This window comes from Flocculibacter collagenilyticus, from assembly GCF_016469335.1.
Taxonomy (GTDB): Bacteria; Pseudomonadota; Gammaproteobacteria; order Enterobacterales; family Alteromonadaceae; genus Flocculibacter; species Flocculibacter collagenilyticus.
The window spans coordinates 1,019,728-1,044,374 of the sequence record NZ_CP059888.1; the positions used below are offsets into that span (position 1 = coordinate 1,019,728).

Consider the following 24,647-nt stretch of genomic DNA (forward strand, 5'->3'; position numbering starts at 1 on the left):
TTTGCTTTTAATTAATTAGTGTCTATACACTTGGCGGCTTGCCTTTTAAAGCCCCTGCAATTAAAGAAATGACTAACAATACAACAAATACGAAGAATAAAATCTTAGCTATACCTGCTGCTGCACCTGCTATTCCACCAAAACCAAAAATGGCTGCGATGATGGCGATAATAAAAAATATCAATGCCCAATTAAGCATACTCTTCTCCAACTATTTAAGTGAATATTTATCAACAAAACATATTGTTGAATTTAAAGTTTAGTCTAGTATTGCGAACTGTATGCCATATTTTAATTTTTTTTATAAGTCATTGATATTAAATGATTTAATTGTTTTTGTTTATGTTTTCTCATTAACTTTTAACTTTGCTTATGTGTGAAATTTAGAACTTTTTACAATTTTTTCGGTAAGTTTTTCACTTTTTACATTTGGCGAGAGGAGCCTCTTTTGCAAAAACTATCTTTAACGGTTAGCAGATCCTATTTTCTATAGGCATAAAGTGTTAAGTGGAATATTCAGCTGAATTTTAAAATAAAATCATTGGTTTGTGTTTTAATACGCTAAACAAGTACGCGCTTAACACAGGTAAACGATAACTCTGGAAGATCGCTATGGAAACGTTAGACAGCATTAAAGCTATGTTAGTGTTTGAGAAGGTTGTGCATTATGGCAGCTTTGCCGAAGCTGCTAGACGTATGGGACTGACTCGCGCAGTCGTTAGTTATCATGTTAAACGCTTAGAAACACAGTTAGATGTACAGTTACTGCATCGTAATACGCGAAATATTAGTTTAACCCCAGCAGGGGCATTATTTTATGAGCGCTGTAGGTTAATTGCGTCTGAAGCGGTTGCAGCGAAAGATGAGTTGCTTTCGTTGTCATCCAACCCTGTTGGTACAATAAGGCTGACTTGCTCAGTAAATTGGGGGCTAAAGCGTATTGTCCCCGCAGTCATAGCGTTTCGTAAGCAGTACCCTAAAATTGAAGTCAATTTAATGCTAACCGATGAAGTCGTTAATTTGGTCGAAGAAGGTATTGATTTGGCATTTCGTGGTGCGCCATTACAAGATTCAAACTTAATTTCCCGTAAGATAGTGTCTGAACCAACGGTTGTTGTTGCCGCAAACAGTATGTTTGACCAGAGCGGGACAGCGACGACATTACCAAAAACAATTGAAGAATTGGCGCAATTAGACTGGGTGATTTACACACCTTCAGCAGCCACTTTGGTACTTGAAAAGGATGGGCTTGAACAACGTATTAAAATTAACGGGCCTGTTAAAACGAATAATTCGGCAGCTCGACTCGCGTTTACCTTAGCTGGGCAGGGCGTATCAAAATTACCCTTATGGACAGTTAAATCATATTTGGACAACGGTGAAATGATTGAGCTATTACCTGATTATAATACTAAGGATATTGATATATATGGCGTTTATCCACGTAGGCTTGGTAGTGCTAATCCCGTCACGCTATTAATAGATTTCATCAAAGATCGGTTAACTAGTCTTGACGCTGAATGATTGCGGCAGGGTTGCGTGAGCACCAACAAAAGTTGTCAGGGCTATCCAGTGCCGTAATGTAACTATTCAACATATTGATTGTAAAAAGTTTTTCATTACAACATCAGTAAGCGTGAATCGAAAAGCAGTCATATTACTTAAATTGTATTATTTTTTGATACAAAGAAATAGATTTTATTGGGATTGTTCAAAAATAATCCATTCCATATACTGCGTCCACACTCAAAAGATAGTTGGAGCTTTATATGAAACTAAAATCACTTCTTACTGCACTTACCCTAGTAGCAAGTCCACTAGTTATGGCAGATAACATACTGGTCGTGATGTCTGACAAGGCAGAAATGACGTTAAAAGGCGGAAAAACTTACGCGACCGGTTTTTACTTCAATGAATTGATGGAACCTGTGAAACGCTTTATTGATGAAGGCCATACCGTGACTTTTGCGACGCCGTCTGGTGTTGCCCCTGCAATGGATCCTAATTCTGACTCATTAAGCTTATTTAATAATGACCAAGCATATTACAATCTGCACAAGTCGTTATTAAAAGAGTTAAAGATTACCGATCCGGTTAATAGTCCCGTTATTAGCTTTAATCGCGTAGAGCAGATAGGTGTAGATAAATACGACGCATTTTTTGCACCTGGTGGACACGCACCAATGGAAGACTTAGTGGTAGATGATCAATTAGGACGTATACTTACCGCCTTTAATAAAGCCAGTAAACCTACAGGACTTGTATGTCATGGGCCAATTGCGCTACTTGCAAGTATGCCAAATAATGACGAGTTTGTTGCGCAGCTGAAACAAGGTAAAAACGCTAAGCCAGCAAAAAACTGGATTTATAGTGGCTACAACATGACCGTGTTTAGTAACTCAGAAGAGGTTACTGCTACCAAGTATTACTTAAATGGCGGAGAAATGTACTATTTCCCTCAAGATGCGTTAATCTCGGCTGGTGGGAAATATCAGCGAAGCGCTGAAGATTGGGGCGCAAAAGTTGTTGTTGACAGAGAGCTTATCACTGGACAAAACCCTGCATCAGCAATCGGCGTTGCAGAGGTAATATTAAAACAATTAGACGCTAAATAATTGTTCAAGCTATAAATAAAAAAGCCCGAGGTCACAATGTGAGCTCGGGCTTTTCGCATCAAATAACTAACATCGAGTTAGTTATGATGCGCAGATTATCTAGTGAGTGCGTCATTTAAGTGAGGACGCATCTCTTTAAGCATTTCTTTTACTACTCGTGCACTACCTGCAACAATGTTTCCACTGTTTTCGTAGTTGTTACCGCCAGCAAAGTCAGTAACTAAAACACCCGCTTCTTGACAGATTAATTGGCCCGCAGCAATATCCCACGGTTTTAAGCCCATTTCCCAGAACCCATCATGACGACCAGCAGCAACATAAGCTAAGTCTAATGCTGCAGAACCAGCACGACGAATGTCAGCAGTGTGTACAAATAACGCTTGGAAAATATTCATGTAAGCATCCATTTGATGCTTTTGCTTGAAAGGGAATCCAGTTGCTAATACTGTGCCTTTCAATTCTTTAGCTTTAGAAGAGCGAATACGGTAACCGTTAAGTTGCGCACCAGCACCTTTTGAAGCTGTGAACAATTCGCCACGAATTGGATCGTAGATAACAGCTTGGTCTAGTTTGCCTTTAACTTTTAATGCAATTGAAACGGCAAAATGAGGAATGCCTTTAATGAAGTTGGTAGTACCATCAAGCGGGTCGATGATCCATTGGTAATCACTATTTTCACCTGTAATAACACCAAACTCTTCACCAACAAAACAGTGATCAGGGTATGACTTTTGAATTGTTGCAATAATTGCTTGTTCCGCTTCTTTATCGATATTCGTTACTAAGTCATTAGCGCCTTTCTGTTCAGCTACTACTAAGTCAAGTTGTTCGCAGGCGCGAGCAATGATATTGCCTGCATTACGTGCAGCGCGCACAGCAATGTTTAGCATTGGATGCATATTGTGATTACCTTATTTTAAAAAGAACAGAGATTGCTAAAAATGCCAGTTATATTGAATGCAACCAGCAAAGCGGCGCGTATTGTAACGGAAAAAATGAAAAAGTAAACTTATTTTTGATTAAAAAGTAATCAGCATGAAAACTATATTTTCTTTGCCGTTGATTTAGCACGTTTATGGATTTTTTTCAGTGGTGAAATAATTCCCATCGTCAGCGCTGTTCCAAGAATAATTAAGCTACCGCCGGTGATCATTGAAATAGAAATAGGCTCATGCAAAAAATAAACGCCAAATAATGAAGCGAATACAGGAATAAAATAGGCGACAGTGACAGCTTTTGCGCCACCAATATTACGCAGTAATCGAAAATATAAAATATAGGCAAATGCGGTACATATCACACCTAAACTAATTACTGAGATCCATGCTTGAAGTGATATGGGTTGGGTTGGCCAATAAATAAATGCTAATGGCATTAGTACGATTGCTGCAGAAATTTGGCTACCCGTCGCGATTGCACTTGGGTTTACTTGTGCCAAATTCACTTTAGTGTAATTAACGGTTACACCATATAAAAATGTAGCGCCTAGTGCGGCGAAAATGGCTAATGTAATGTTATTAGAAAGGCTGCTTAATTTGTCCCAAACGAGTGCAGTTACCCCAACAAATCCAATTAATAAACCCGATAAGGCAGAGCGTGATAATAATTGTCTGAACCAGAAATAGGCAATAATCGCAGTCCATAACGGTGCTGTAGCATTTATAATGGCTGTATATCCTGCTGTTAAATATAAGGTTGCGTAGCCGAATAAGACAAAGGGGATCGCTGAATTAATGATACCAACATTAAAAATGGGTTTTCGATGTTGCCATAGTTCTTTATGTTTTTGATGGATTATAAGGATAGGAATAAGAGCAATAGCCGCAATGGCTACACGTAGCTCCATTAGCGCGAAAGGGCCAAATTCAGGCACAGCAATCCGCATTAATAAAAACGAGGCGCCCCAAATAACGGCCAGTAAAATAAATTCAAATGCGTGACTGATTTTCATTTTCTTCCTAATAAGTACATCTAAAAGCGCTGTTTCACAGGGCATAGCGTGAATATTAATGAAAGTAATATTAAATACTGGCTATTTTCGGAACTTTAATACTGAAAGCTAGAGCATTGGGGCTAGGCGTATCAGCAGTTAGGCGTTAGCTTTGTTTTTTATATTGCATGTGCTTATTACGTGTGATGGGATATTTATCAATAGTATGGTAATCCATTTCTTTATATAAGTGCTCACGCTCTTTTACGTGTTCCAGTACTTGGAGTTTGTACTCGTCGTTACTTTGGCTCCAGTTTGCTATCTCATTCATTGAGCGATAGCACCCCATACAAATATCGTTTTCATCAAGTTTACAGCATGATACACAGGGTGAAGATACAGTCATTTAATGCTCTGGTGGTTAATTCGATTAACTACCATTTTATGCCAAATTAAGGCTTCAGTACTAGTACGTCTGATTTTAAATGAGTAAGAATTTTTTCAGCAGTATTACCTATTATTTTTCCACTTAATCCTGTGTGGCCCACACAACCTAATACCACCAAATCTGCTCCTAGCTTATGCGCTGTGGAAGTGAGCTTGGCACTGGGATCTCCCGCTCTTACAATTGCATTTTTGGCACTTAAGCCTCGTTGCTCAACATATTTTCGTAGTCTTGGAAGTACCGTTTTTTGCGCTTGGTTATCTTCTTCGTCTGCAAACACTAAACCTAAATCATTGAGTACTGACGACACTGGTACAATGTACGCGGCGTAGAGTTCTTTACCAATGTATTGATTATAAAACTTGGCTTGCTCAATCACTTTTTCATTGAGCGCCTGTTTGCTGGTTGATTTTGTATCTAAATCGATTGCGGCTAATACATTGTGTTTAGAACGCCAACGGTTTTTACATAAAATCATAAATGGACAAGGGCAGTTTCTTATTAATAGCCAATCTGTTGAAGAGTAAAAGAATGATTCACTGCGGTTGCCCGATTTGATCAATAAGTCGTAATTATGAATATTTAAATATTCTAGTAGCCAGGTAGCGACGTCTTTTTCCCAAATAATTTGGATGTCGATCTGAATATCTTCTGGGTCCGCATTCTCTAATGCTGCATCAATTTCGCCAGTACGCTTATCTAAAATAGTTTGTTGAATGTCTTGTGCGGCTTCAGGGGTTAGCGCAATAGAAAAGCGATTTAAATGTTCAAAGCTGAAGGCAACAATGGTAACTGATATTTTTTCTTCAGTGGTGCTATTAATGTTGTTTGCTAAGTCAATTCCACGTTGAATAGCCAATTGAGCGGTGCCATATTTGTCTGCAACAATCAGTACCTTTTTCATCAAAGCTTCCTATTATGACGGGCATGCGCTTAGGCATGCCCAAGTTAATCATATAAATCTTAACTATAGGATATAAAAGCAAATTTGGAGAAACAACTAATCAATAAAAATAAATTTTAAAATAAATAAGCCCGCGATAATGGCAATAGCAGGATTAAGCTCTTTATGCTTACCGCTTAATAATTTGATGGCGGCATAACTCACAAATCCGATGGCAATGCCATGTGCTATGGAAAAAGTAAACGGCATCATGATGGCTGTGATCACAGTGGGTGCAGCTTCGGTAATATCGTCCCAATCTATATTTATTAAGCCACTGGTCATTAGTACTGCCACATATAGTAGTGCGGGTGCAGTGGCATAAGGCGGCACAATAGCAGCGATGGGAGCAAAGAATAAGCTTAATAAAAACAAAATGGCGACAACGACCGCTGTTAATCCGGTTCGTCCGCCTGCTTCAATGCCCGCAGTACTTTCAATGTAACTGGTGGTGCTAGATGTACCCAATACCGCGCCATTCATTGAGGCTACACTGTCGGCCATGAGTGCTTTTTTAAGTCGCGGTAGTTTACCGTCTTTGTCTAATAAGTTACCGCGCTGAGCTGCGCCGATTAAAGTGCCAGAGGTATCGAACAAGTCAACAAACAGAAAGGCAAACACAATACTCACTAAACTGAAGTTTAGTACCCCTGCAATATCTAATTCCATAAACGTAGGTGCAATACTCGGCGGCGCAGAAACAAAGCCTTTATATTCAATCATGCCTAACATTAAGGCTATGGCGGTGACGGCGACGATACTTATCATCACTGCGCCTGTAACTTTTCGATATGAAAGAGCGCAGACAAGAAAAAAACCGAAGGCAAACAATAAACTTGTTGGTGCCGTTAAATTACCTAAGGATACTAAAGTAGCTGGATTGTCGACCACGATACCTGCGTTTTTTAGCCCTATGAGCGCTAAAAATAATCCAATACCTGCGGTAATACCAAAACGAAGGGCGTTAGGAATGCTGTTAATAATCCACTCTCTGACGCGGAATAAACTTAATAAGAAGAAAATAAACCCAGATAAAAACACGGCACCAAGGGCAGTTTGCCAAGAGTGTCCCATTCCTTGAACTACACCAAATGCAAAAAATGCATTAAGCCCCATTCCGGGTGCCAACGCGATAGGGTAATTGGCATAAAGCCCCATAATTAAGCTACCAATAGCGGCTGCAATACAGGTTGCTGCGAATACGGCACCATAGTCCATGCCAGAAATAGATAAAATTTCGGGGTTAACTACGATGATGTAAGCCATGGTGAGAAACGTGGTAAAACCTGCAAGAATTTCGGTTTTTACGTTCGTGTTATGCGCTTTAAGTTTAAATAATGCTTCAAGCATGAATTAACTCTCTTATTGTATAGGGTAGGGTACTTATATTGCCGAGGAAGTACTTTATTATTTGAACGTGAGTCTTTGCTCGGCGAATTAAGGCGTGCAGTTATTGGCAGTGATTGTATAGATAGAAGTAGCCAACACACCTTCGCAAATTATATACATTTCAAGGGAATAAGTATGCGCTATCCTTCATTTTTCATATGTTGAAGCGCATTTATCCAACGTCCTAATGTATGTCTTTCCTCATTCGTCATATTTGTTTTATTCATTAAAGGCATGTCATGGCTGCTGATGGTTCTTGCCCTGATTCTAGGTGCCCACTTCTTAACGTCTTGCAAGTTGTCAAACACCACACCTGCGGGTGCAATAGTAAATATATTGTCGGTAGGCGTGGATGAGTGACAGCTGCTACAACGGGTTTGAATAATATTCATCACTTTTAGTGAGCCAGCTTTAAATTGGTCTGGATTAAGGAGTTCAGTGCCTATTTCTGCGGTGGTAGGTGATTCTGTCTGCTGAGTGCTAATTATGGTTGATGATGTGGTTGCTGGTTTAGGAGCTAAAACAGCCGCCAGTATAATGGTGAGTATAATGCTGCCAATCAGTACGATAGGTTTGTTTTTGCCAGTATGTTTTAGCACAAAATATTGTCTTGCGAGTGCAGTAATGACCACAATGGCGAGTAAAATTAGCCAATTATATTGGTGATTATACGTAACGGGATAATGGTTACTGATCATAATAAATACCAATGGCAAGGTAGTGTAAGTATTAAACGTTGAGCGAGCTTTGGCTTTTGCTGCCCAACTTGGATCAGGCACTTGATTATTCTTTACCGCTTCAACGAGTGCTTTTTGCGCGGGAATAATGCCGCGCCACACATTACCCGCCATTATCGTGCCAATAATGGCGCCAAAATGAATGAAGGCGCCGCGCCCACTAAATAAGTGCGCCAACGCATAACTTAATCCAATGCCAATAATGAACAAAATGGCTCCGAATAAGACTGGCTTATTAATCAGTGCAGTCTCACACATAAATTCGTACATTAACCATGTGGTAATAATAAAAATTAAGCCAATACCAACTGCTTGGGTTGGTGACAACAGCATGACTCTGGGATCAATTAAATAAGTTTCAGCCCCTATGTAATACATAATAACCAGCAGCGCAAAGCCGCTAAGCCATGTTGAATATGCTTCCCATTTAAACCAGTGTAATTGCTCGGGGATATGATCGGGGGCCAATTTATACTTTGCTACTTCGTAAAAGCCGCCACCATGAATGGCCCATAAGTCACCTTTAATGCCTTTATCTGTTTTCCATTGAGGCGGTGTTTGTAAATGGTTATCTAACCAAACAAAGTAAAAAGACGCACCAATCCATGCGATGCCTGTAACAACATGCACAAAACGAATAATTAAATTTAACCAATCTAATGTGTAAGCGTTTAGCAATAATTCCATGGTGAGTTTCCTTTACGACTTATGATTAAGTGCGCTCGTACGCGAGTTGTCCATTAACGTAGGTTGCGACGACTGCGCGATCGTCACCTAAAATAATAAAGCTGAACAATTGTTCTGCTAATTGGTGGCTGTGTATGTTTCGCATGGTCATTAAAGGCGTCGCGTTTAAATCCCATACTACAAAATCGGCTTCTTTATTCGCTTCAAAATTGCCTATTTTGTCTTCTAAGTCTAAACACTTTGCGCCACCTAACGTTGCTAAATACAATGAATAAAAGGGATTTAATGTAAAACCTTCCACTTTTTGCGATTTATAAGCATCGCTTAATATATTTAATAAGCATAAGCTGGTTCCTGCACCTACGTCGCTGCCTAAGCCAACATTGAGCTGGTATTGTTGTGCAGTTGGCATATTAAAAGCGCCGCTGCCCAAAAAGAGGTTTGCACTGGGGCAATAAGCAACGCCAGCTTGATGGTGTGCGAGGGACTTATACTCACGTTCTTGTAAATGAATACTGTGGGCGAAGATGCTGCGTGTTGACATTAAACCGTGCTGTTCGTAAACATCTAGGTAATCTTTTGCATCTGGGAATAAGGTTTTTACCCATGCATTCTCATCTAAGTTTTCAGCAAGATGAGTCTGCATGTATAAACTACTATCTTGTTGCAGCAGTTTACCTGCTAAAGTTAGCTGTTCAGGTGTGCTGGTAGGGGCAAATCTTGGCGTTACTGCGTAGCTTAATCTTCCTTTTCCATGCCACTGTTCAATGAGAGCTTGGCTTTCTTCATAACCAGACTGCGCAGTATCGCATAGTGCTTCAGGAGCGTTTCTGTCCATCAATACTTTACCGGTTATTAAGCGCATGTTTTTAGCGTTGGCGGCGTTAAAAAGCGCGGTAACAGACTCTTTATGCACGGTCGAAAACACCATGGCGGCGGTTGTACCATGACAAAATAACATGTCTAAAAAGAACTCTGCCATTTTGTTCGCATATGCTTGTTCGGCATATTTTTGTTCAGTGACAAAGGTGTAATTTTCAAGCCACTGTAAAAGCTGTTCGCCGTACGATGCAATCATCTCTGCTTGAGGGAAATGGGTATGAACGTCAACAAAGCCAGGTAAAATAAGAGAGCCAGAATAGTCAACGACACTTGCATTTTCAGGTAGTGAGGGAAGGGCTTCGCTGGCCTGCCTGACACTGATCACTTTACCATTAACCACTTCAAGCAAGCCATCCTCAAAGTATTGCCAAGCTTTGTCATCATTTATGTTTTTGGGTTCAGAAATGAAGTGTAAAATAGCTGCGCGAAAATAGTGTGACGAATGACATTTTTTCTCTGAAGCAAGCGTTATTATTGACATAGCTAAGTGGCCTCTTTTTCATTTTTATCGGTTAACGCAAGTATTGATGACACTGTATCTGCCGCGATAGATAAGGCTGGATTAAGTGATTGTTCGTCGCAATTATTGCCAGAGCCAGCACGGTCTATCACTAAAAAATCGGACGTGGTATTCAGTGCTAAACAAAAGTGGTGCCACGTTCCTTTAGCGTAGTTAACGCCTTGTCGGTGGCGACCGTGAGACGCTAAAAATATTTTTAAACGCTGCTGGTTAAACTCACCCGCTGGGGCAACAATCACTAAATAGGGCTCGTCGGATAAAGGGAAAAATAGTTGGCTGCCTAATGGGTGACGCTCCATCACTGTTAGCGCCATGGGAAATGTTAAGGGCGTTGAACGAAAAATATTGACGATGGCATTACCGTCATTGCTCATTGTGTCGATGGTCGCTAAATCGTGAAAACGTTGGGTGTGACCATAATTAATACTGATAAACTCGCTATCAGGCACAGCTTCAATCACATCGCCAAATGCGGCAAATGACGCTTTAGTTAACAACTGAATATCTGATGCAGTGATAACGCGACACGTATCCATAAAATAGTTACCTAGTGGTTGTTATTAAGCAAATAACACTGCCGATTGATGCACATACATTAACTTCCTCGATACGTGGTATAACCAAAAGGGGAAAGCAACAACGGAATATGGTAATGGTCATCCGAGTTTGCGATGCTAAATACAATGTCAACGTAGGGATAAAAGCATGGAATGTCGAGGTGTTCAAAATACCCTAGGGTGGCAAAGTGAACCCGATAAATACCGCCTTCAAGAGTAACTCCTTCATTTAATAAATTTGGGGTTCGTCCGTCTTGGTTTGTGGTGTCGCTACCTATCTTGTCCCAACCCTCTTTGTGAAACTTATACACACTAACATCAATGCCTTTGGCGGGGCATCCATGGTTGGTGTCGAGTACGTGGCTAGTAATTTGGCTCATTGATGCTCCTTTAATTATCTCTGGCTGTGAGGTGTGTTTTACAAGCAAGGTGTTGCCTCCAACTCATCTTAAGGAAAATACACAGTCGGTTATTCATGTAGCAGTTTATCTATCCTAAGCTGAAATATTTTACGCTGCTCTTCTGCTGCATTGCCTAACTCTATCTCGCGCGAATTGGGTAAACGGTCATTCAGTAATTCAAGCATTTGTTGAGCTGTTTTTCCTGTTGCACAGACGATAAAAATAAAGCCAAATTTTGCTAAATACTCTTCATTAGCTTTAGCTAACGCGTTAATCGTCTCATTGCTGGCTGATTCAACCGATTGTTGCTCTTGTTGTGAAAACCCTTCATTGTGCTGATACTTTTGCTGCAAAGTAGAAATATCGCCAATTTGTGGATGCCCAGAAAACGCTTCTAGCAAGTCTGGCTGAGTCATTTGCTGCCAACAAAAATCGGCTCTCTTTTTAAAGTCGTTCACTGAGTCGTATGGCCGCTCGCGCATTAAGCATTGAATCCAGTGTTGGCTGGTACAACATTGCGCCAAAAAGTCGTACAGTGTTGTTTCATTTGCCTGATTAAATTCTGGTAATGTTAGCGCTTTCATTTTCATCATTAGTCTCGATAAGCTTTTAAATTAGGTTAGCAGCATCAAGCAATGGGTTTGAATGTATCTTGCAAACCAATAACTACTTCGCGTTCATGTTTGTTCTGCTCTAGATAGCCAAATACCCGTAAACGGCTGACCCCGCCGTCAGGAAAAATATTCAGTTTTATATGCGTAAAAATTTGCTGCCGATGTTGTGGATCGTGAATAATAAATAAGTGCTCGCGGTCAGCAAATAACGGTGTTTCACCAATAATGGTTAGCCATTTTTCATCATCTGTTATCGTATCTTGGCTTGATGCTTTGCTGTTGCCTTCATTCATTGCTTGTAAGGTGAAATGATCAGGGTAATTGCCTTTAAAATGTTGGGTGTCTAATAACACTTTATTAATTGTTGCAGGACTGCCCAGTTTAATAATGACCCAATCGGGGCCCGGATCTCTACGGCGTTTGGTTTCCCAACCATCGCCCATATTCACACCTTTACCCGGCATAATCAGGTTGTTTTTATGACTAAAAAACATATCACTGCACGTTAATGCAAACCCGCCATTACTCACTGCTGCTACATCAATCAGCTCGCCGGGTAAAAATTGCATAGGGTTAAAGGCTACGCTGCCGTAAACCCTAAGTCGTGCTACACCGCCATCAGGATAAATTTTCAGTTTTACATGAGTGTAAACGTCATCAACATTGCTTAATGCTTGAAATAGATTGTGGCTGTCGGGAGTGAGCGATTGGTTATCAACGATAGTTGTCCAAGTGGTACTGTCGGTTGGAGATGCATCGCATGAACAGGCTTCAAGCGTAGCGGTTAGTGGGGCATTTCCTTTAAAGTGAGCAGTGTCGATATCGACCCCGACAATACTGCCGGGGACGCCCAAGCGAATAATGCACCAGTCGTAATCTTCGTTGCTTTCGGTTCGCCAAATTCTTCCGTAACTTCGTCTTGATTCCCAACCGTCCATCCATTTACCGCGCTCGGTATATTTATCTGGGATAAAAATGCTTGGCTCGGGCTTCAGTAGATTTTCTTTGGGGGCAAAAAACTCATCACTGCATGAAAGTGCTTCAGCACCTAGTTTATTCGAGACTAAATCAACGTAATTATTTTGCCACAGAGTTAATTGTTCTTCGCTCATACCGTTGCATTCGCCTTTGCTGTTGCTTCTTTAAGAATAGGGCGGCCTTGTGCAGCACCATAAAATTGGTCCTGTGAGAAAATAAGATTACCCCGCAAATAAGTGTGTACTATTTCGCCCGTTACTTGCTTGCCCGCATAGGGCGTAAATTTATGTTTATGTTTGATCATGCTGTTTTCGATCGTGAATGTTTTTTCATCATCAAAAATTAATAAATCAGCATCATAACCCTCGGCTATTTTTCCTTTTTGGTGACCAATACCTGCAAATTCTGCGGTGGCGGTAGAAACAAGCTGGCTAATTTGAGCAAGGCTAATATTTTGTGCTTTTGCTTCATGCCAAACTAACGGTAAAGAAAACTGTAAGGCTGAAATGCCGCCCCATGCATGTTCAATATCGCCACTATCAATCAGTTTAAGTTGAGGTGTGCAGGGCGAGTGGTCAGACACAATGAAATTAATTTCTTCATTTTTTAAGGCTTGCCATAGTTGCATTCGGTTGTCGTTTTCACGGATGGGAGGGCAGCACTTAAACAACGTTTTGCCGTCGGGAATTGCTTCAGCCCATAACGTTAAATAATGTGGGCAGGTTTCGACAGTAATATTTATTTGCTGGGCGCGGGCTGCCAGAATATCCTGTATTGCTTCTGCGCTGGAGAGGTGCACAATATGAATGTGTGCATTAGGTGCATGCTGTTTGGCAAGGTCAATCATTAGTTGAATAGCTTGGTTTTCCCATGCTTTTGGGCGCGACGCTAAAAAACTTTGATAGTGTTTGCCTATCGTTGCTGGTGGACTTTTATTGGTGTCTAGCTCGGCATGAATAAGATAGGGCACTTGAAACTTTTCTATAATCGGAAGCGCGTTAATAAGATCAGGCGCTGTCATTGGCGGAAACTCATCAATACCCGAGTCGATTAAAAATGATTTAACACCTAATACACCACTTTCCAGTAACTGCGGTAACTCTTCAATACTTTCTGGTGTTACGCCGCCCCAGAAACCGCAATCTACCCACAACTTGCCTTCTATGGCGTTAATTTTTTGCTGTAACGCGTCAGCTGAAGTCGTGACTGGAATACAATTTAATGGCATATCCACTAATGTGGTGATGCCGCCAGCTGCTGCCGCATGCGTGGCCGTGTCGAACCCTTCCCAATCAGTACGCCCAGGTTCATTTACATGCACATGTGTGTCAACGATGCCCGGCATAACCGCAAGGTGACCCACGTCGTGAATGGGCATATCAAGCGGGCAGTTACTGTCATCCTCGTTACTTTTTATGCTATGGATTTTGCCTTGTTTAATGAATAGTGTGGCGGGTTGAAACTGACCTTCTAGCAATACTCGCTGACTTTTTATTGCCAGCGTTGGCGTGTTGTTATCTATTAAGGTTGAAGTTGCAGTCATTTATAAGGTACTCACTCTTGTTTACTTATTGCAGGCGTTGTTTTTAATTTATTCTCGCTACTTTTCTTATAATCCTTAGTCTTATAACCCTTAGTCTTATAATCGTCAGCTAAATGCTTGTTATCTTGCATGTGCTGATCTTCATTAGCGTTAAATAGTTTTTGTAAACTTGAGCCATCAATAGCTAAATGAGGAGTGCATCTTGGGGCGTAATCATGGAGGTTATCTTGGTAGAAAAGAGCAATTAACTCTGCGGCAATCGACACTGCAACCTCCATTGGCCGTTTGCCCGGTACATTGCTATTACCCACAGGGCAGCGAATGGTGTCGATGCGACTTTGCTGAATATCGCGGTGACGAAAACGCTGAACAAAGCGTCGCCATTTCGTATTCGATCCAATTAAGCCAATATACGCAGCGTCGTCGCGTTTCAAAATGTTGTGACAGATTTCAAAATCAAGTTGATGGTTATGAGTAAGTACCAAGTAATAGGTATTTGCAGCGAAAGTGCAAATCTCTCGCTCAGGCTGATCACTTAAGCAGGTAACAATATTGTCAGAGCTTTGCGGAGATGTGTTCGTCTCTATAAAAGTGTCATCAAGTAGAGCTTCGCGAGAATCCACTAACGTAATATGAATGGGCAAAGCTTGCATAATATTAAGCAATGCTTTTGTAACATGCCCCGCGCCGAATATAACTAATTTAGGACGGTTTACCGAAAAATATTCAAATAAAATAGTAACTTGCCCACCGCAGCATTGTCCTAATTTAGCGGCGAGTTGATAGTGCTCAATGTGTTGATGCGGGGCGCAGTGTTTATCTGTGTAACTGTGGCTTAATGGCTCATGGTGATTATCTGCAATAAGCTGTAACGCTGTTTGAATAGCTTGAAACTCTAGATGCCCGCCACCAATTGATGCATAGCTATTTTCCTGCGTGATGACCATTTTACTGCCCGCGTCACGCGGAGCTGAACCTTTAACAACAATCACTGTAGCAATAACATAAGGTATTTGTTTTTTAGACAAATAATTTGCTGCACTTAGCCAGTCTTGCTCATGCATTTTAGGCATGCTGTTATGACTAGGCGGAGGTTGGCGTGGGTCAAAAGAGGATGTCATTTTTTCACCTCACTTTTTAGTGAAGCCTTGGTTTGACCTCGACTCAACGGTGCTGACACTTCTTTGAGTGGTTGAGTATCTGTAGACGCTTGTTCGCCAGATTTAACCCCTTTAGCCAGCTTTTTTAGCGTTTTTTTAGTTGTTGGAGTTGCTTGCTGAGAGGCGTTATTTTTCCAGCTTTCTGCCCACATACAAGCATCAAGAATACGCTCGGGGGTTGCGGGCGTATCTAAAGGAGGGCAAGTTTTATAATCAGCAATGCTTGAAACGGCATCTTTTATGGCAGACCAAACGGAAATGGCGAGCATAAATGGCGGCTCGCCAACGGCCTTAGAGTTATATATGGTGTTTTCTTCATTTTCTCGCTGAAATAAATTGACCCTAAAATCTGCAGGAATGTCGCTAACCGCAGGTATTTTATAAGTGGAAGGGCCAATGGTGAGCAATTTTCCTTGTTCATTCCACATTAGTTCTTCTGACGTTAACCAACCTAAACCTTGTACAAAGCCACCTTCAATTTGCCCAATATCGACAGCAGGATTTAATGAGCTTCCCACGTCATGCAAAATATCAACACGTAACAGTTTAGATTCACCCGTTAGAGTGTCGATGATAACTTCGGATACTGCCGCACCATAGGCATAATAGAAAAATGGCCGGCCTTTTCCTGTTTCGCGATCAAAATGAATTTTAGGCGTTTTATAAAAGCCCGTTGCTGACAGGGATACGCGATGCATGTAAGCCAGCTGAATAAGTTCGGGAAACGATAAGGTTTGCTCGCCAATTTCTACTAAATTATTAACAAAAGTGACTTGCTCTTGAGGACAATTAAAATGCGTACTAGCAAAGTTAATTAGCCGTTTTTTTATTTTTTGAACTGCGTTTTGCGCCGCTTTACCATTTAAGTCAGTACCGGATGAAGCGGCTGTGGGGGATGTATTGGGCACTTTGTCTGTGCGTGTTGCGGTCATTGAAATATGATCAATATCTATTTGTAGTTCTTGCGCCACAATTTGTGCCACTTTAATGTATAGCCCTTGTCCCATTTCGGTGCCGCCGGTATTCACTTGTACGCTGCCATCAGTATAAATATGCACTAAGGCTCCAGCTTGGTTTAAGTGTTGTACGGTAAACGAGATACCAAATTTAACAGGGGTGAGTGCTATTCCTTTTTTTAAGTAAGGGTGTGATTTGTTAAACGACAGAATCTCGTTGCGGCGGTAGGTATATTCACTGGTTTGTTCTAATTGATTAATAATGTCGGGCAATATATTTTGGCTCACGACTTGGCCATAATGCGTTATGTTACGTTTTGTTTTGCCGTACAAGTTTCGTTTTCGAACTGCCAGAGGGTTTAATACTAAATATCGAGCAATGTCATCCATTATTGCTTCTATCACCAGCATGCCTTGTGGGCCACCAAATCCTCGAAATGCAGTATGTGATACGGTATTAGTTTTACAGCGGTGACCTGTTATTTTTGCGTGTTCCAGATAATAACTATTATCAGAATGGAACATTGCGCGGTCGACAATGGCGTCAGACAGGTCGGGGGAATATCCACAATTAGCCGCTAAGTTAATTTCTAGTGCAGTAATTTTACCTTTACTATCGAAGCCCACGCGATAATCTGTGCTGAATGGATGTCGTTTGCCTGTCATCATCATATCGTCAGCACGGCTTAATCTTAGTTTTACGGGTTGCTTAGTTTTGCTGGCTAGCACAGCGGCTATACAAGCCCAAGGTGCAGCCTGTGTTTCTTTTCCTCCGAATCCGCCGCCCATTCTACGAGTTATCACATTCACTTTATTAATGGCTACGTTTAGTACTTGTGCCACCAACTTTTGCACTTCGGTAGGATGTTGGCTAGATGAGTGAATATAAACATCATCAATTTCATCAGGTATAGCAATGGCAACTTGGCCTTCTAAATAAAAGTGCTCTTGCCCACCAATATGTAATTGACCCGATAATTGGTGCTCTGCTTCATTGATAAGTGTATTTAACTGCTCGTCGCTTAAGTTATTGTGATCGGGTTCACGGTTATCCTGCTCATTGCTAGCGTGTTGGCTTGGTGTGTTATCGGTTGCGCTTGTTGGTAATTGTGGCGTTGCCATTACATAGCTGGGTCGTACAAATGACTTTTTCTTTAACGCCTCTTTCGCTTCCAGTCTAGGAGTGCTTTCTTGATACGCTATATTGGCTAGCTTAACCGCTTGTTGTGCAAGATTATAGCTAGTGGCTGCAACGGCGAAAATAGGTTGGCCGTGATAATCAATCGTTTTACTCGTTAATAAAATATCGCCTTTAAATACAGGCCCTACATCAATATTGCCAACTACATCATCACAAGTAATTACCGCTATCACACCGGGCGCTTTGGCTACAGCGGCAAGATCTAAGGACGTAATTTTTCCTTTTGCGATAGTACTAAAACCAATAGCTGCATGTAGCTGGTTTGCTGCATCTATTTGGTCGTCCACATAAATCGCAGAGCCTGTTACATGTTGCTTGGCGCTATCATGAGGTAATGCCTTATGGGTACCACCCTTTATGGCTGTTTTTGAATGATGTTTAGCGATGGAGGATAAACTACGCATAATCGCTCACTTGTAAAGAAAGGCCGCGGCTACTGTGTTCGTAAAAACACTTCTGTAATAAATTTTGAGCTATGGTCATTCGATATTGTTTTGATGCTCGCACATCGGAAATTGGCTCAAAGTCATCTAACAAAGCAGTTTTGCCATTATCAATGGAAGCTTGTTTCCATGCTTGTTGCTTAAGCGCCTGCTCGCAATGGGTTGCTCGCTTAGGTGTTGCTGCCATTCCGCCGTATGCAATATGAATATCATCAATTTTTTTATCTTTAATCGAATAATAAAAGGCGGCTAATACGGCTGAGATATCGTCGTCTGGGCGTTTTGATATTTTATACACTTTTAACTGATAGCCCTTTTGAGGCTTAGGAATGGTGATATACGAGATTAATTCGCCTTCCGTTAATTCAGTCTTTTTATAATCTACAAAGAAAGATTCAACACTGATTTGACGCGTGCTATTCGCACTTTGAAGCGTTAAGTGGGCATTTAATGTAATTAAAATCGGCGCTAAGTCACCGATGGGGGAGGCATTTGCAATGCTGCCTGCCATGGTCGCTTGGTTACGAATTTGACTGGACCCAAAGCGTTCAAGCATTTCACTAATGCTGGGATAAAACTTTCTTAGTAATTTGGTGCATTGTGCCAATGTGCAACTGGCTCCAATAATTAATGCGTCACCTTCACTGTCTATAGAGGACAGTTCTTTAACTTGGCTAAGATTCACCAAGGTTTTAAATTGTTTGTATTGTTGTGTTATCTCCAACGATAAGTCGGTACCACCAGCAATTATTCTGGCTTTGGGAGATTGTTGAAGTAATGCGGTAGCTTCGGCCAACGTTTGAGGTAAATAGCACTGCGAGCGCTCAAGCTTTATTGTGGGTGTGTTGTTAATATTCGTGGCGATTTGCTTCAGTTCAAGAATGGTGTTTGTCGCATTTTTAGAGAACTGATCTTTAATAGTAATGCCATTATTAAGCCGAGCTGCTGCAATAATAGGCACGTAACCTGTACATCGGCATAAATTTCCCGATAAAGCATGTTCAATTTGTTGTTTGCTGGCAGTACGAATATTTTTCTTTAGTGCAAACAACGACATCACAATGCCAGGAGTGCAAAAACCGCACTGCGAACCATGGTTTTCTACCATTGCCTGCTGCACAGGATGGAGCTTATTGTTATTTTCTAAATGTTCAACGGTGATGAGTTGTTTACCATGCAAGTGGCTGACTAAAGTAATACAACTGTTTATTGTTTTATAGGTGAGTTTCTCATTGGCACTTAGCTGTGCAACAACCACAGTACAGGCTCCGCAATCGCCAGAGCCGCAGCCTTCTTTGGTTCCCATAAGTTGATGATGTTCACGCAAATAACGTAAAACAGTTAAGTTAGGATCGCATCGCTCAATGGTTATTTTTGTTGTATTTAGTAGAAATTCTATCACTTAGATTTCTTCCTTGAGTATGCCTTATTACCCACGAGAAGCAAAACCAGTGACGGATTATTCTTATATTTATTATGGTGTTATGAATATTTTCACCATAACGAAATTTGATTGACCGCTAATACTGTATCTTCAAAAAATCATGGGCTTGGAATTATATTTACAACATGAATTTTAACCATAGCTTAAAGGGAATAGGCGGTCAATTATTAATCTAACTAGATCAATTTGTTAGGAAAAATTGTTAGGTTAAATAAAAAAAATGACATTTATTTTAAAAAATAGCATTGAAATTTGTGTGCAACGGCATCAGTATTAAATTGAGTGAAACAGAAAAAAGGAAGAAGTTTATGCAAATTACAATTTCCGGTCACCATGTAGAAATTACAGATGCCATTCAAGACGTAGTAGAAAAAAAGCTTCAGAAAATAAGTAATCACTATCCTAGTCTACTAGCCATAGAGGCCACATTAACGGTAGAGAAAAAAAATCAAACTATAGAATTACACACCAATTATGAGGGGGCACCTATATCAGTAACAGCAACTGATATGGAAATGTACAAAGCTATTGCGAGTAGTGTTAAAAAGTTAGAGTCGGCGCTGTCTCACCGGAAAGGCGTACTTAATTCGGACTTACACACCCGTCGCGTAGACGCGCAAGTTGAGGTTGCTGCACCGGATAACGACGACGCAGATTTAGCAGAAGAAAGCATGATGCACCATGAAGAAGGTATGGACTACGAGTCCCAACGTGCTTCATAATTTTTTCAAATGTAATATGTAATTCATATATTAATGAATTTGATAAAGCTCAGTTTATTTAAAACTGAGCTTTTTGGTTAAAATACTTTTCGGTACTGCTGTTAATTTGACGATTAAAGCGAGCTGTTAGTTCTTACTATTCATGTTGTTTGAGCAGCATTTAACTTTCATTTTATCGTTTTTAAAACACTTTGTACTGTTAAGTGTGTTTGTGTATAAACACGCTAACGCTAACATTTTGTTATTGAGTCATTTTTCAAGGAAGATAATTGAAGTTATTTTATCGTTTTATCCTATCTAGTTTTTGTGCTTTATCGCTTGCTGGGAACGCAGCAGATCTTTACCTGCTTGATGAAGTAGAAAATAAAGTATCCACTATCACCGTATTATCTATTGAGCATTGCCAAAATACAGTGAAAGAATTATTGGCATATCAGCATTCGTCTTGCGAAGAAGTGCAATCGCTTTGTACACAAGCTCCTAAAGCGCAACTCGAGCTGACCACTCAATGGAAAAGCCCGTTTATTTTTTCCAAACAAGTGATGATAGCAATTAATTGTGAAGCGTTTGGTGTGTAATTAACTTAGGCAATTGACAGTGAATAATTTAAGTTCGCTTTAAGTCGTTAAATAAACCGAGTTGCCATGGGCGCATTGCCATCAAAAGACCCACGCTTCGTCGCTTATTGAGTGGTAGTTGTGAATCTTGCTGGTTTAGTTGAGCGACTTCCTTGGTAAGTTGCTCTAAGCGACGTCTGACCAACGCTATCGTTGCATCACTGTAATTTCCTCTCAAGTAAAAGCGAAAGCTATCTGGTTGGTTAAAATCACCAGAAAGAAATTTTCCAATGACCTGCTGGTTAATAAATCGCTCTAGCACGCCTCCTGGAATCCACCTAAAATCTTGTGCTATTAATAACTTATATTGATTATTTGGTAGTAGCTGAATCATTTTCAGCTTATCAAGCCTTGCAAGTAATCTTATGCATTCGTGTTCCTCAATTTCATACTGCGTGATGATGTCGTTAAATTGCCAGCCGTCACGCACACTAACAGCAACAAGAAATAATTTTTTGTTATCAATCAGTTCTTTTTCTTGCTCGGGAGTGAGTTGGCTTAAAAGGGGTTGTTGCTGTTCACACAGGCTGAATAAGTCACACAATGAAAGATTTAAAAGCTCACAAATTTGTTCTAAACGCTGCAAGCTAAACTGTTCGTTCGCAAATACTCGCTTGATATTGGCTTCACTTAACTCAAGGTGTTCGGCTACGTCTTTGTATGTTAAGTGTTGCTGCTTTAGCAAGTGCTTTAATGTGGCTGTGATTTGTTTTATTTGGCTCATGGTATTAAATAACGATACTCTAGGTTTACTTTAACTATACATTTATCAAATAAGTATACAAGAGTAAGTCTTGTGATAGTTTATTAAGCGAATTTTCAAACAAGGGAATAATGATGAAAACATTAATAAATACAGTAAGTGCAACAGCGTTACTTTTAACCTCTTCAGTTACAATGGCGAATGATAGTAATGCCTCTCGAGCGAGTACACATGGCAGTCAGGCTGTGAAATATAGTGCGTTAGCTGTGGGTGATAGTGCATCTACTGGGGCTAGAGTTTCTAAAGCGGTGGTTGCAGCCCCATTAATGGTGGTGGGTTTTGGTTCTTTAGCAGCTGGCAGTGCAAGTGTTCAAGCGGCAGAAAGCTTAAGTCGTTCAAAAGTAAAGCCATTAGAAATATCTGACGATGTTGTAATTGCTGGCCCTGCGCCTAAAGAAGCTGTATTAGGGAGATAATATGAAAACTACTATTCAACAATCACTGGTTACACTTGCTCTTGGCGCGGCGCTTTTATTCAATGCGCCTGTCAACGCAGGAAGTACTCAGTTTGAAGAAAGCAAATTTGCTGCCCCTCAGATTTCTAAGTTTGCAAAGCAGGTTGAGCACTATGCTGCAGCTCAGCAAGCTAATGTATTTATAATTGGTCGTGTTGGCCAGCCAAAGAAAGATTTACCAAAAGGGTTTGAATTTACACATGTTGCTTTAGCTGTGTATTCAGAAATCACAACTGATGACGGTGCCAAGAAAAAAGGTTATGCCATTCATAATCTTTATCAATATGAAGATGATTTAAGTAAGAGTTCACTAGTTATTGATTACCCAACGGACTTCTTTTGGTCAGTATATGAATTAGAGGCTGGAATTGCTGTTCCTGTGCCTAAGTTGCAAGCCCAAATAATAAATGCAATCAACAATGGTGTGCCAGCCGCAGTGCATAACTCTCGTTATTCATTGATTGCGAATCCATTTAATGCTGAACGCCAGAACTGTACAGAGCATACGCTTGATGTGATTAACGCGTCAATATATAACACAACCGACATAGCGCAGCTTAAAGCAAACGCAAAGTCATACTTTAAACCTCAGCCAGTGAAGGTGAATCCATTTAAATTAATGTTAGGTAACATGTTTAAAGATGATATTTTTACTAGTGACCATAGTGGTGACATTGAGGTTGCGTCATTTATGTCAATAATGCGTTATTTACGTGAGCAAGAGCTCCTAGCTCATGCAGCCATAATTACGCCTGACTCTGAAAAAGTGCTTTAACTCTGAGATACTTAACAATATGTAGAGTTACTCTTATTCTGAAGTTAGTACTAACTATCATGATAAGAGTAACCTCCATAATTGCTAAACTTTGTGTTTAATACTCGGCAATAATCTCTATTTAATGCTTCCACCATTGCCGAGGGCATTCTCTAATCCCCGCTTTTTTGAGTGCGGCTCGGGTTGCTGAAATATCTTGCTCATTTAAAAACTTACCCACATGGCAACTATGTTGGTGATCGGTTAAAACCAACGAGGTGGTATCAAACTCGTGTTCTGGCTCTATAATCACCAAATAACAGTCATCTCTGGCAAAACTCAGCTGTGGTAGGATTTTTGTGCGCCCTGCCAGTATTGAAATGGTATTGTCGGTAAATTCAATGATCTGCTTTTGATAGGTATAACACGAAACCCGATAGGTTAAATAAGCAAGCAAACTTACCTCTAACCCTGCGAATGGAAGCACTAACCATACACCAAGTAGGGTCCAAATTGTTGCGATTATTAACGTAACACCACCTAAAATAAAAATAAGTAGTTTACTTTGTTGCCAAGTAGCAGACCGATTGGGCGATAATACGATGGTGAATCGGTGCGGTCTTAGTTCTGTTGCAACCATAACTTACATCACAAGGACGGCAAATTTTTACGTCATTTAGGTATAGCTTAAAATTAGCGTTTTTACCTTAGAAAAGCTTAGCTAAGGTTTAACGGATCGGGAAAACAATAAGTTATATACCTAAAGAGGTTAGCCAGCCATAAATGGTTTTGTGTAGGCGTTCATATTGTGCGGTATAAGATGTATCACCGAATAACTCACGTTGACGATAATGTACTTTGAAGAATTTTTTTGCGTATTGGCGACGTAGCTTTAACGAAGAAAGTAACCATGAACGATCATTCGTTTGGTAAATATCTAAAATCGGCATCTCAGTGCGGCCAATATCTTGGGCGAATTGACGATTTAGTGTTGTATTTTCTACGGTGGCACTGAGTAGGATAAGCGCTTGTGGCGGCTCTAGTGCTTCTGTTGCATAGAGGCTGGTAAGCCAAGCGCCACTCGCGCCTTGAGCAACCACTACAAAATAACCTGGATAATTTTGTGCTTCATTCATCACACTTTGAATGCGCAATAATAATTGTTGTTTATAGGTAGTGACAGACGCTTCATTAAATGCGTTAGTAGTATCAATAGTTGCAAGTTGCGATGTGGGTATGGCGTTGCTATTGTCGGCTGTATTTCCTGCCGCTTCCTCTGTATTTTCTGAATTTACAGCTTCGTTATTTTCGTTGCTTGACGCCGGGCTAGTGGTTTCGGTTGTTGAACCTGCTTCGTCGGATGAGGGGGGTGTCGGTTTACGGTTGTAATCGGGAAAGTATTGTTCATTGACAACGGGGCCTGATACAGCCATGGACATGGTAACCCAACCATAATCATTCATCTCTTTTCGTAAATAATTAATACCTTTCGCACTTGTGGCAGGCTCACTCCAGTCTGGAATAAAAATCATCACGCCTTTGCTTTGGCCTGTCATGTTTTCACGTAATAGCACTAAAAAGGTGTCATCCGCAGCGACCATTTGCTTGATTTCGTCGCCCCGCAAATAATGCTGTATGTCGTTAGCATATAACGACTCCAGTGGCTGAGGGAAAATGTATGTTGTTGTCGGTTTAGTGGCGCTGCCGTCTGCGGCACTTTCATCCGCCGCAGGCTGCTCTTGCGTGTCTTCCGGTTGACTTTCTTGTGTCTGGTTTTCTTGCGCTGAGACTTCTTGTGATAAACCACAAAAACAAATGAGTACAATAACACTAAGAAAAACAAAAAGGGGCTTCATGTTAGTTATATCGGCAACGACTAAAATTGATTTAG

At 40.6% G+C, this 24,647-nt stretch carries 25 protein-coding genes; 6 read left to right on the forward strand and 19 right to left on the reverse strand.

Annotated elements, in window-relative coordinates:
* Positions 1-22: 22 nt before the first annotated feature.
* Positions 23-199 carry a DUF1328 family protein gene (locus HUU81_RS04520; RefSeq protein ID WP_199611073.1) on the reverse strand — a complete coding sequence of 59 codons (177 nt, stop codon included), beginning with the start codon at positions 197-199 and terminating at the stop codon, positions 23-25.
* Between the two features lie 413 nt (positions 200-612).
* On the opposite strand from HUU81_RS04520, the gene HUU81_RS04525 reads away from it, so the two are divergent.
* Positions 613-1,524 carry a LysR family transcriptional regulator gene (locus HUU81_RS04525; RefSeq protein WP_199611074.1) on the forward strand — a complete coding sequence of 304 codons (912 nt, stop codon included), beginning with the start codon at positions 613-615 and terminating at the stop codon, positions 1,522-1,524.
* A gap of 245 nt (positions 1,525-1,769) precedes the next feature.
* The gene (locus HUU81_RS04530; RefSeq protein WP_199611075.1) at positions 1,770-2,615 is read left to right on the forward strand and encodes a type 1 glutamine amidotransferase domain-containing protein; all 846 of its coding nucleotides are present in this window, start codon (positions 1,770-1,772) and stop codon (positions 2,613-2,615) included.
* 95 nt (positions 2,616-2,710) lie between these two features.
* Here the strand turns inward: HUU81_RS04530 and suhB are convergent, their stop codons facing one another.
* From suhB to xdhA, 15 genes are all read right to left on the reverse strand, one after another.
* Positions 2,711-3,514 carry an inositol-1-monophosphatase gene (gene suhB / locus HUU81_RS04535; protein WP_199611076.1) on the reverse strand — a complete coding sequence of 268 codons (804 nt, stop codon included), beginning with the start codon at positions 3,512-3,514 and terminating at the stop codon, positions 2,711-2,713.
* A gap of 143 nt (positions 3,515-3,657) precedes the next feature.
* Positions 3,658-4,566: a DMT family transporter gene (locus HUU81_RS04540; protein ID WP_199611077.1), complete on the reverse strand. Its 909-nt coding sequence runs from the start codon at positions 4,564-4,566 to the stop codon at positions 3,658-3,660.
* 145 nt (positions 4,567-4,711) lie between these two features.
* The gene (locus HUU81_RS04545; protein ID WP_199611078.1) at positions 4,712-4,951 is read right to left on the reverse strand and encodes a DUF1289 domain-containing protein; all 240 of its coding nucleotides are present in this window, start codon (positions 4,949-4,951) and stop codon (positions 4,712-4,714) included.
* A 46-nt stretch (positions 4,952-4,997) separates the two neighbouring features.
* Positions 4,998-5,894, reverse strand: coding sequence for a universal stress protein (locus HUU81_RS04550; RefSeq protein WP_199611079.1), 897 nt, complete (start codon positions 5,892-5,894; stop codon positions 4,998-5,000).
* A 96-nt stretch (positions 5,895-5,990) separates the two neighbouring features.
* Positions 5,991-7,283: an NCS2 family permease gene (locus HUU81_RS04555; protein ID WP_199611080.1), complete on the reverse strand. Its 1,293-nt coding sequence runs from the start codon at positions 7,281-7,283 to the stop codon at positions 5,991-5,993.
* A gap of 179 nt (positions 7,284-7,462) precedes the next feature.
* Positions 7,463-8,746, reverse strand: coding sequence for a urate hydroxylase PuuD (locus HUU81_RS04560; RefSeq protein WP_199611081.1), 1,284 nt, complete (start codon positions 8,744-8,746; stop codon positions 7,463-7,465).
* A gap of 25 nt (positions 8,747-8,771) precedes the next feature.
* Entirely contained in the window at positions 8,772-10,109 is a 1,338-nt protein-coding gene (guaD, locus tag HUU81_RS04565; protein ID WP_199611082.1) for a guanine deaminase, read from the reverse strand.
* 2 nt (positions 10,110-10,111) lie between these two features.
* Positions 10,112-10,684 (reverse strand): ureidoglycolate lyase, encoded by a 573-nt coding sequence (locus HUU81_RS04570; RefSeq protein WP_199611083.1) that lies wholly within the window; start codon positions 10,682-10,684, stop codon positions 10,112-10,114.
* Between the two features lie 59 nt (positions 10,685-10,743).
* A complete protein-coding gene (gene uraH / locus HUU81_RS04575; protein ID WP_199611084.1) occupies positions 10,744-11,085 on the reverse strand; it encodes a hydroxyisourate hydrolase in 342 nt (113 codons plus the stop codon).
* A gap of 89 nt (positions 11,086-11,174) precedes the next feature.
* Positions 11,175-11,699: a 2-oxo-4-hydroxy-4-carboxy-5-ureidoimidazoline decarboxylase gene (uraD, locus tag HUU81_RS04580; protein ID WP_233520573.1), complete on the reverse strand. Its 525-nt coding sequence runs from the start codon at positions 11,697-11,699 to the stop codon at positions 11,175-11,177.
* Between the two features lie 35 nt (positions 11,700-11,734).
* A complete protein-coding gene (gene alc / locus HUU81_RS04585) occupies positions 11,735-12,832 on the reverse strand; it encodes an allantoicase (protein WP_199611085.1) in 1,098 nt (365 codons plus the stop codon).
* On the reverse strand, positions 12,829-14,241 hold the full coding sequence (gene allB, locus HUU81_RS04590) for an allantoinase AllB (protein WP_199611086.1): 1,413 nt from the start codon (positions 14,239-14,241) through the stop codon (positions 12,829-12,831). The genes alc and allB overlap by 4 nt, the downstream gene beginning before the upstream one ends.
* A gap of 11 nt (positions 14,242-14,252) precedes the next feature.
* Positions 14,253-15,362, reverse strand: coding sequence for a xanthine dehydrogenase accessory protein XdhC (gene xdhC, locus HUU81_RS04595; protein ID WP_199611087.1), 1,110 nt, complete (start codon positions 15,360-15,362; stop codon positions 14,253-14,255).
* Positions 15,359-17,962, reverse strand: coding sequence for a xanthine dehydrogenase molybdopterin binding subunit (gene xdhB / locus HUU81_RS04600; RefSeq protein ID WP_199611088.1), 2,604 nt, complete (start codon positions 17,960-17,962; stop codon positions 15,359-15,361). Before xdhB ends, xdhC begins: the two co-directional genes overlap by 4 nt.
* Positions 17,955-19,403: a xanthine dehydrogenase small subunit gene (xdhA, locus tag HUU81_RS04605; protein WP_199611089.1), complete on the reverse strand. Its 1,449-nt coding sequence runs from the start codon at positions 19,401-19,403 to the stop codon at positions 17,955-17,957. The genes xdhB and xdhA overlap by 8 nt, the downstream gene beginning before the upstream one ends.
* Positions 19,404-19,753: 350 nt before the next feature.
* Here xdhA and hpf point away from each other — a divergent pair, with 350 nt between their 5' ends.
* Complete coding sequence (gene hpf / locus HUU81_RS04610) at positions 19,754-20,167, forward strand: ribosome hibernation-promoting factor, HPF/YfiA family (RefSeq protein WP_199611090.1); 414 nt, start codon at positions 19,754-19,756, stop codon at positions 20,165-20,167.
* A 269-nt stretch (positions 20,168-20,436) separates the two neighbouring features.
* Entirely contained in the window at positions 20,437-20,745 is a 309-nt protein-coding gene (locus HUU81_RS04615) for a hypothetical protein (protein ID WP_199611091.1), read from the forward strand.
* A 28-nt stretch (positions 20,746-20,773) separates the two neighbouring features.
* Here HUU81_RS04615 and HUU81_RS04620 read toward each other — a convergent pair whose 3' ends face one another.
* Positions 20,774-21,508: a helix-turn-helix domain-containing protein gene (locus tag HUU81_RS04620; RefSeq protein WP_199611092.1), complete on the reverse strand. Its 735-nt coding sequence runs from the start codon at positions 21,506-21,508 to the stop codon at positions 20,774-20,776.
* 110 nt (positions 21,509-21,618) lie between these two features.
* Between HUU81_RS04620 and HUU81_RS04625 the strand changes: the two genes are divergently transcribed.
* Positions 21,619-21,963, forward strand: coding sequence for a hypothetical protein (locus HUU81_RS04625; RefSeq protein WP_199611093.1), 345 nt, complete (start codon positions 21,619-21,621; stop codon positions 21,961-21,963).
* Position 21,964: 1 nt separating this feature from the next.
* A complete protein-coding gene (locus HUU81_RS04630; protein ID WP_199611094.1) occupies positions 21,965-22,777 on the forward strand; it encodes a DUF2145 domain-containing protein in 813 nt (270 codons plus the stop codon).
* A gap of 121 nt (positions 22,778-22,898) precedes the next feature.
* On the opposite strand, the gene HUU81_RS04635 is transcribed toward HUU81_RS04630, so the two are convergent.
* Entirely contained in the window at positions 22,899-23,396 is a 498-nt protein-coding gene (locus HUU81_RS04635) for a DUF2244 domain-containing protein (protein ID WP_199611095.1), read from the reverse strand.
* 112 nt (positions 23,397-23,508) lie between these two features.
* The gene (locus HUU81_RS04640) at positions 23,509-24,612 is read right to left on the reverse strand and encodes a DUF3530 family protein (RefSeq protein WP_199611096.1); all 1,104 of its coding nucleotides are present in this window, start codon (positions 24,610-24,612) and stop codon (positions 23,509-23,511) included.
* Positions 24,613-24,647: the final 35 nt, after the last annotated feature.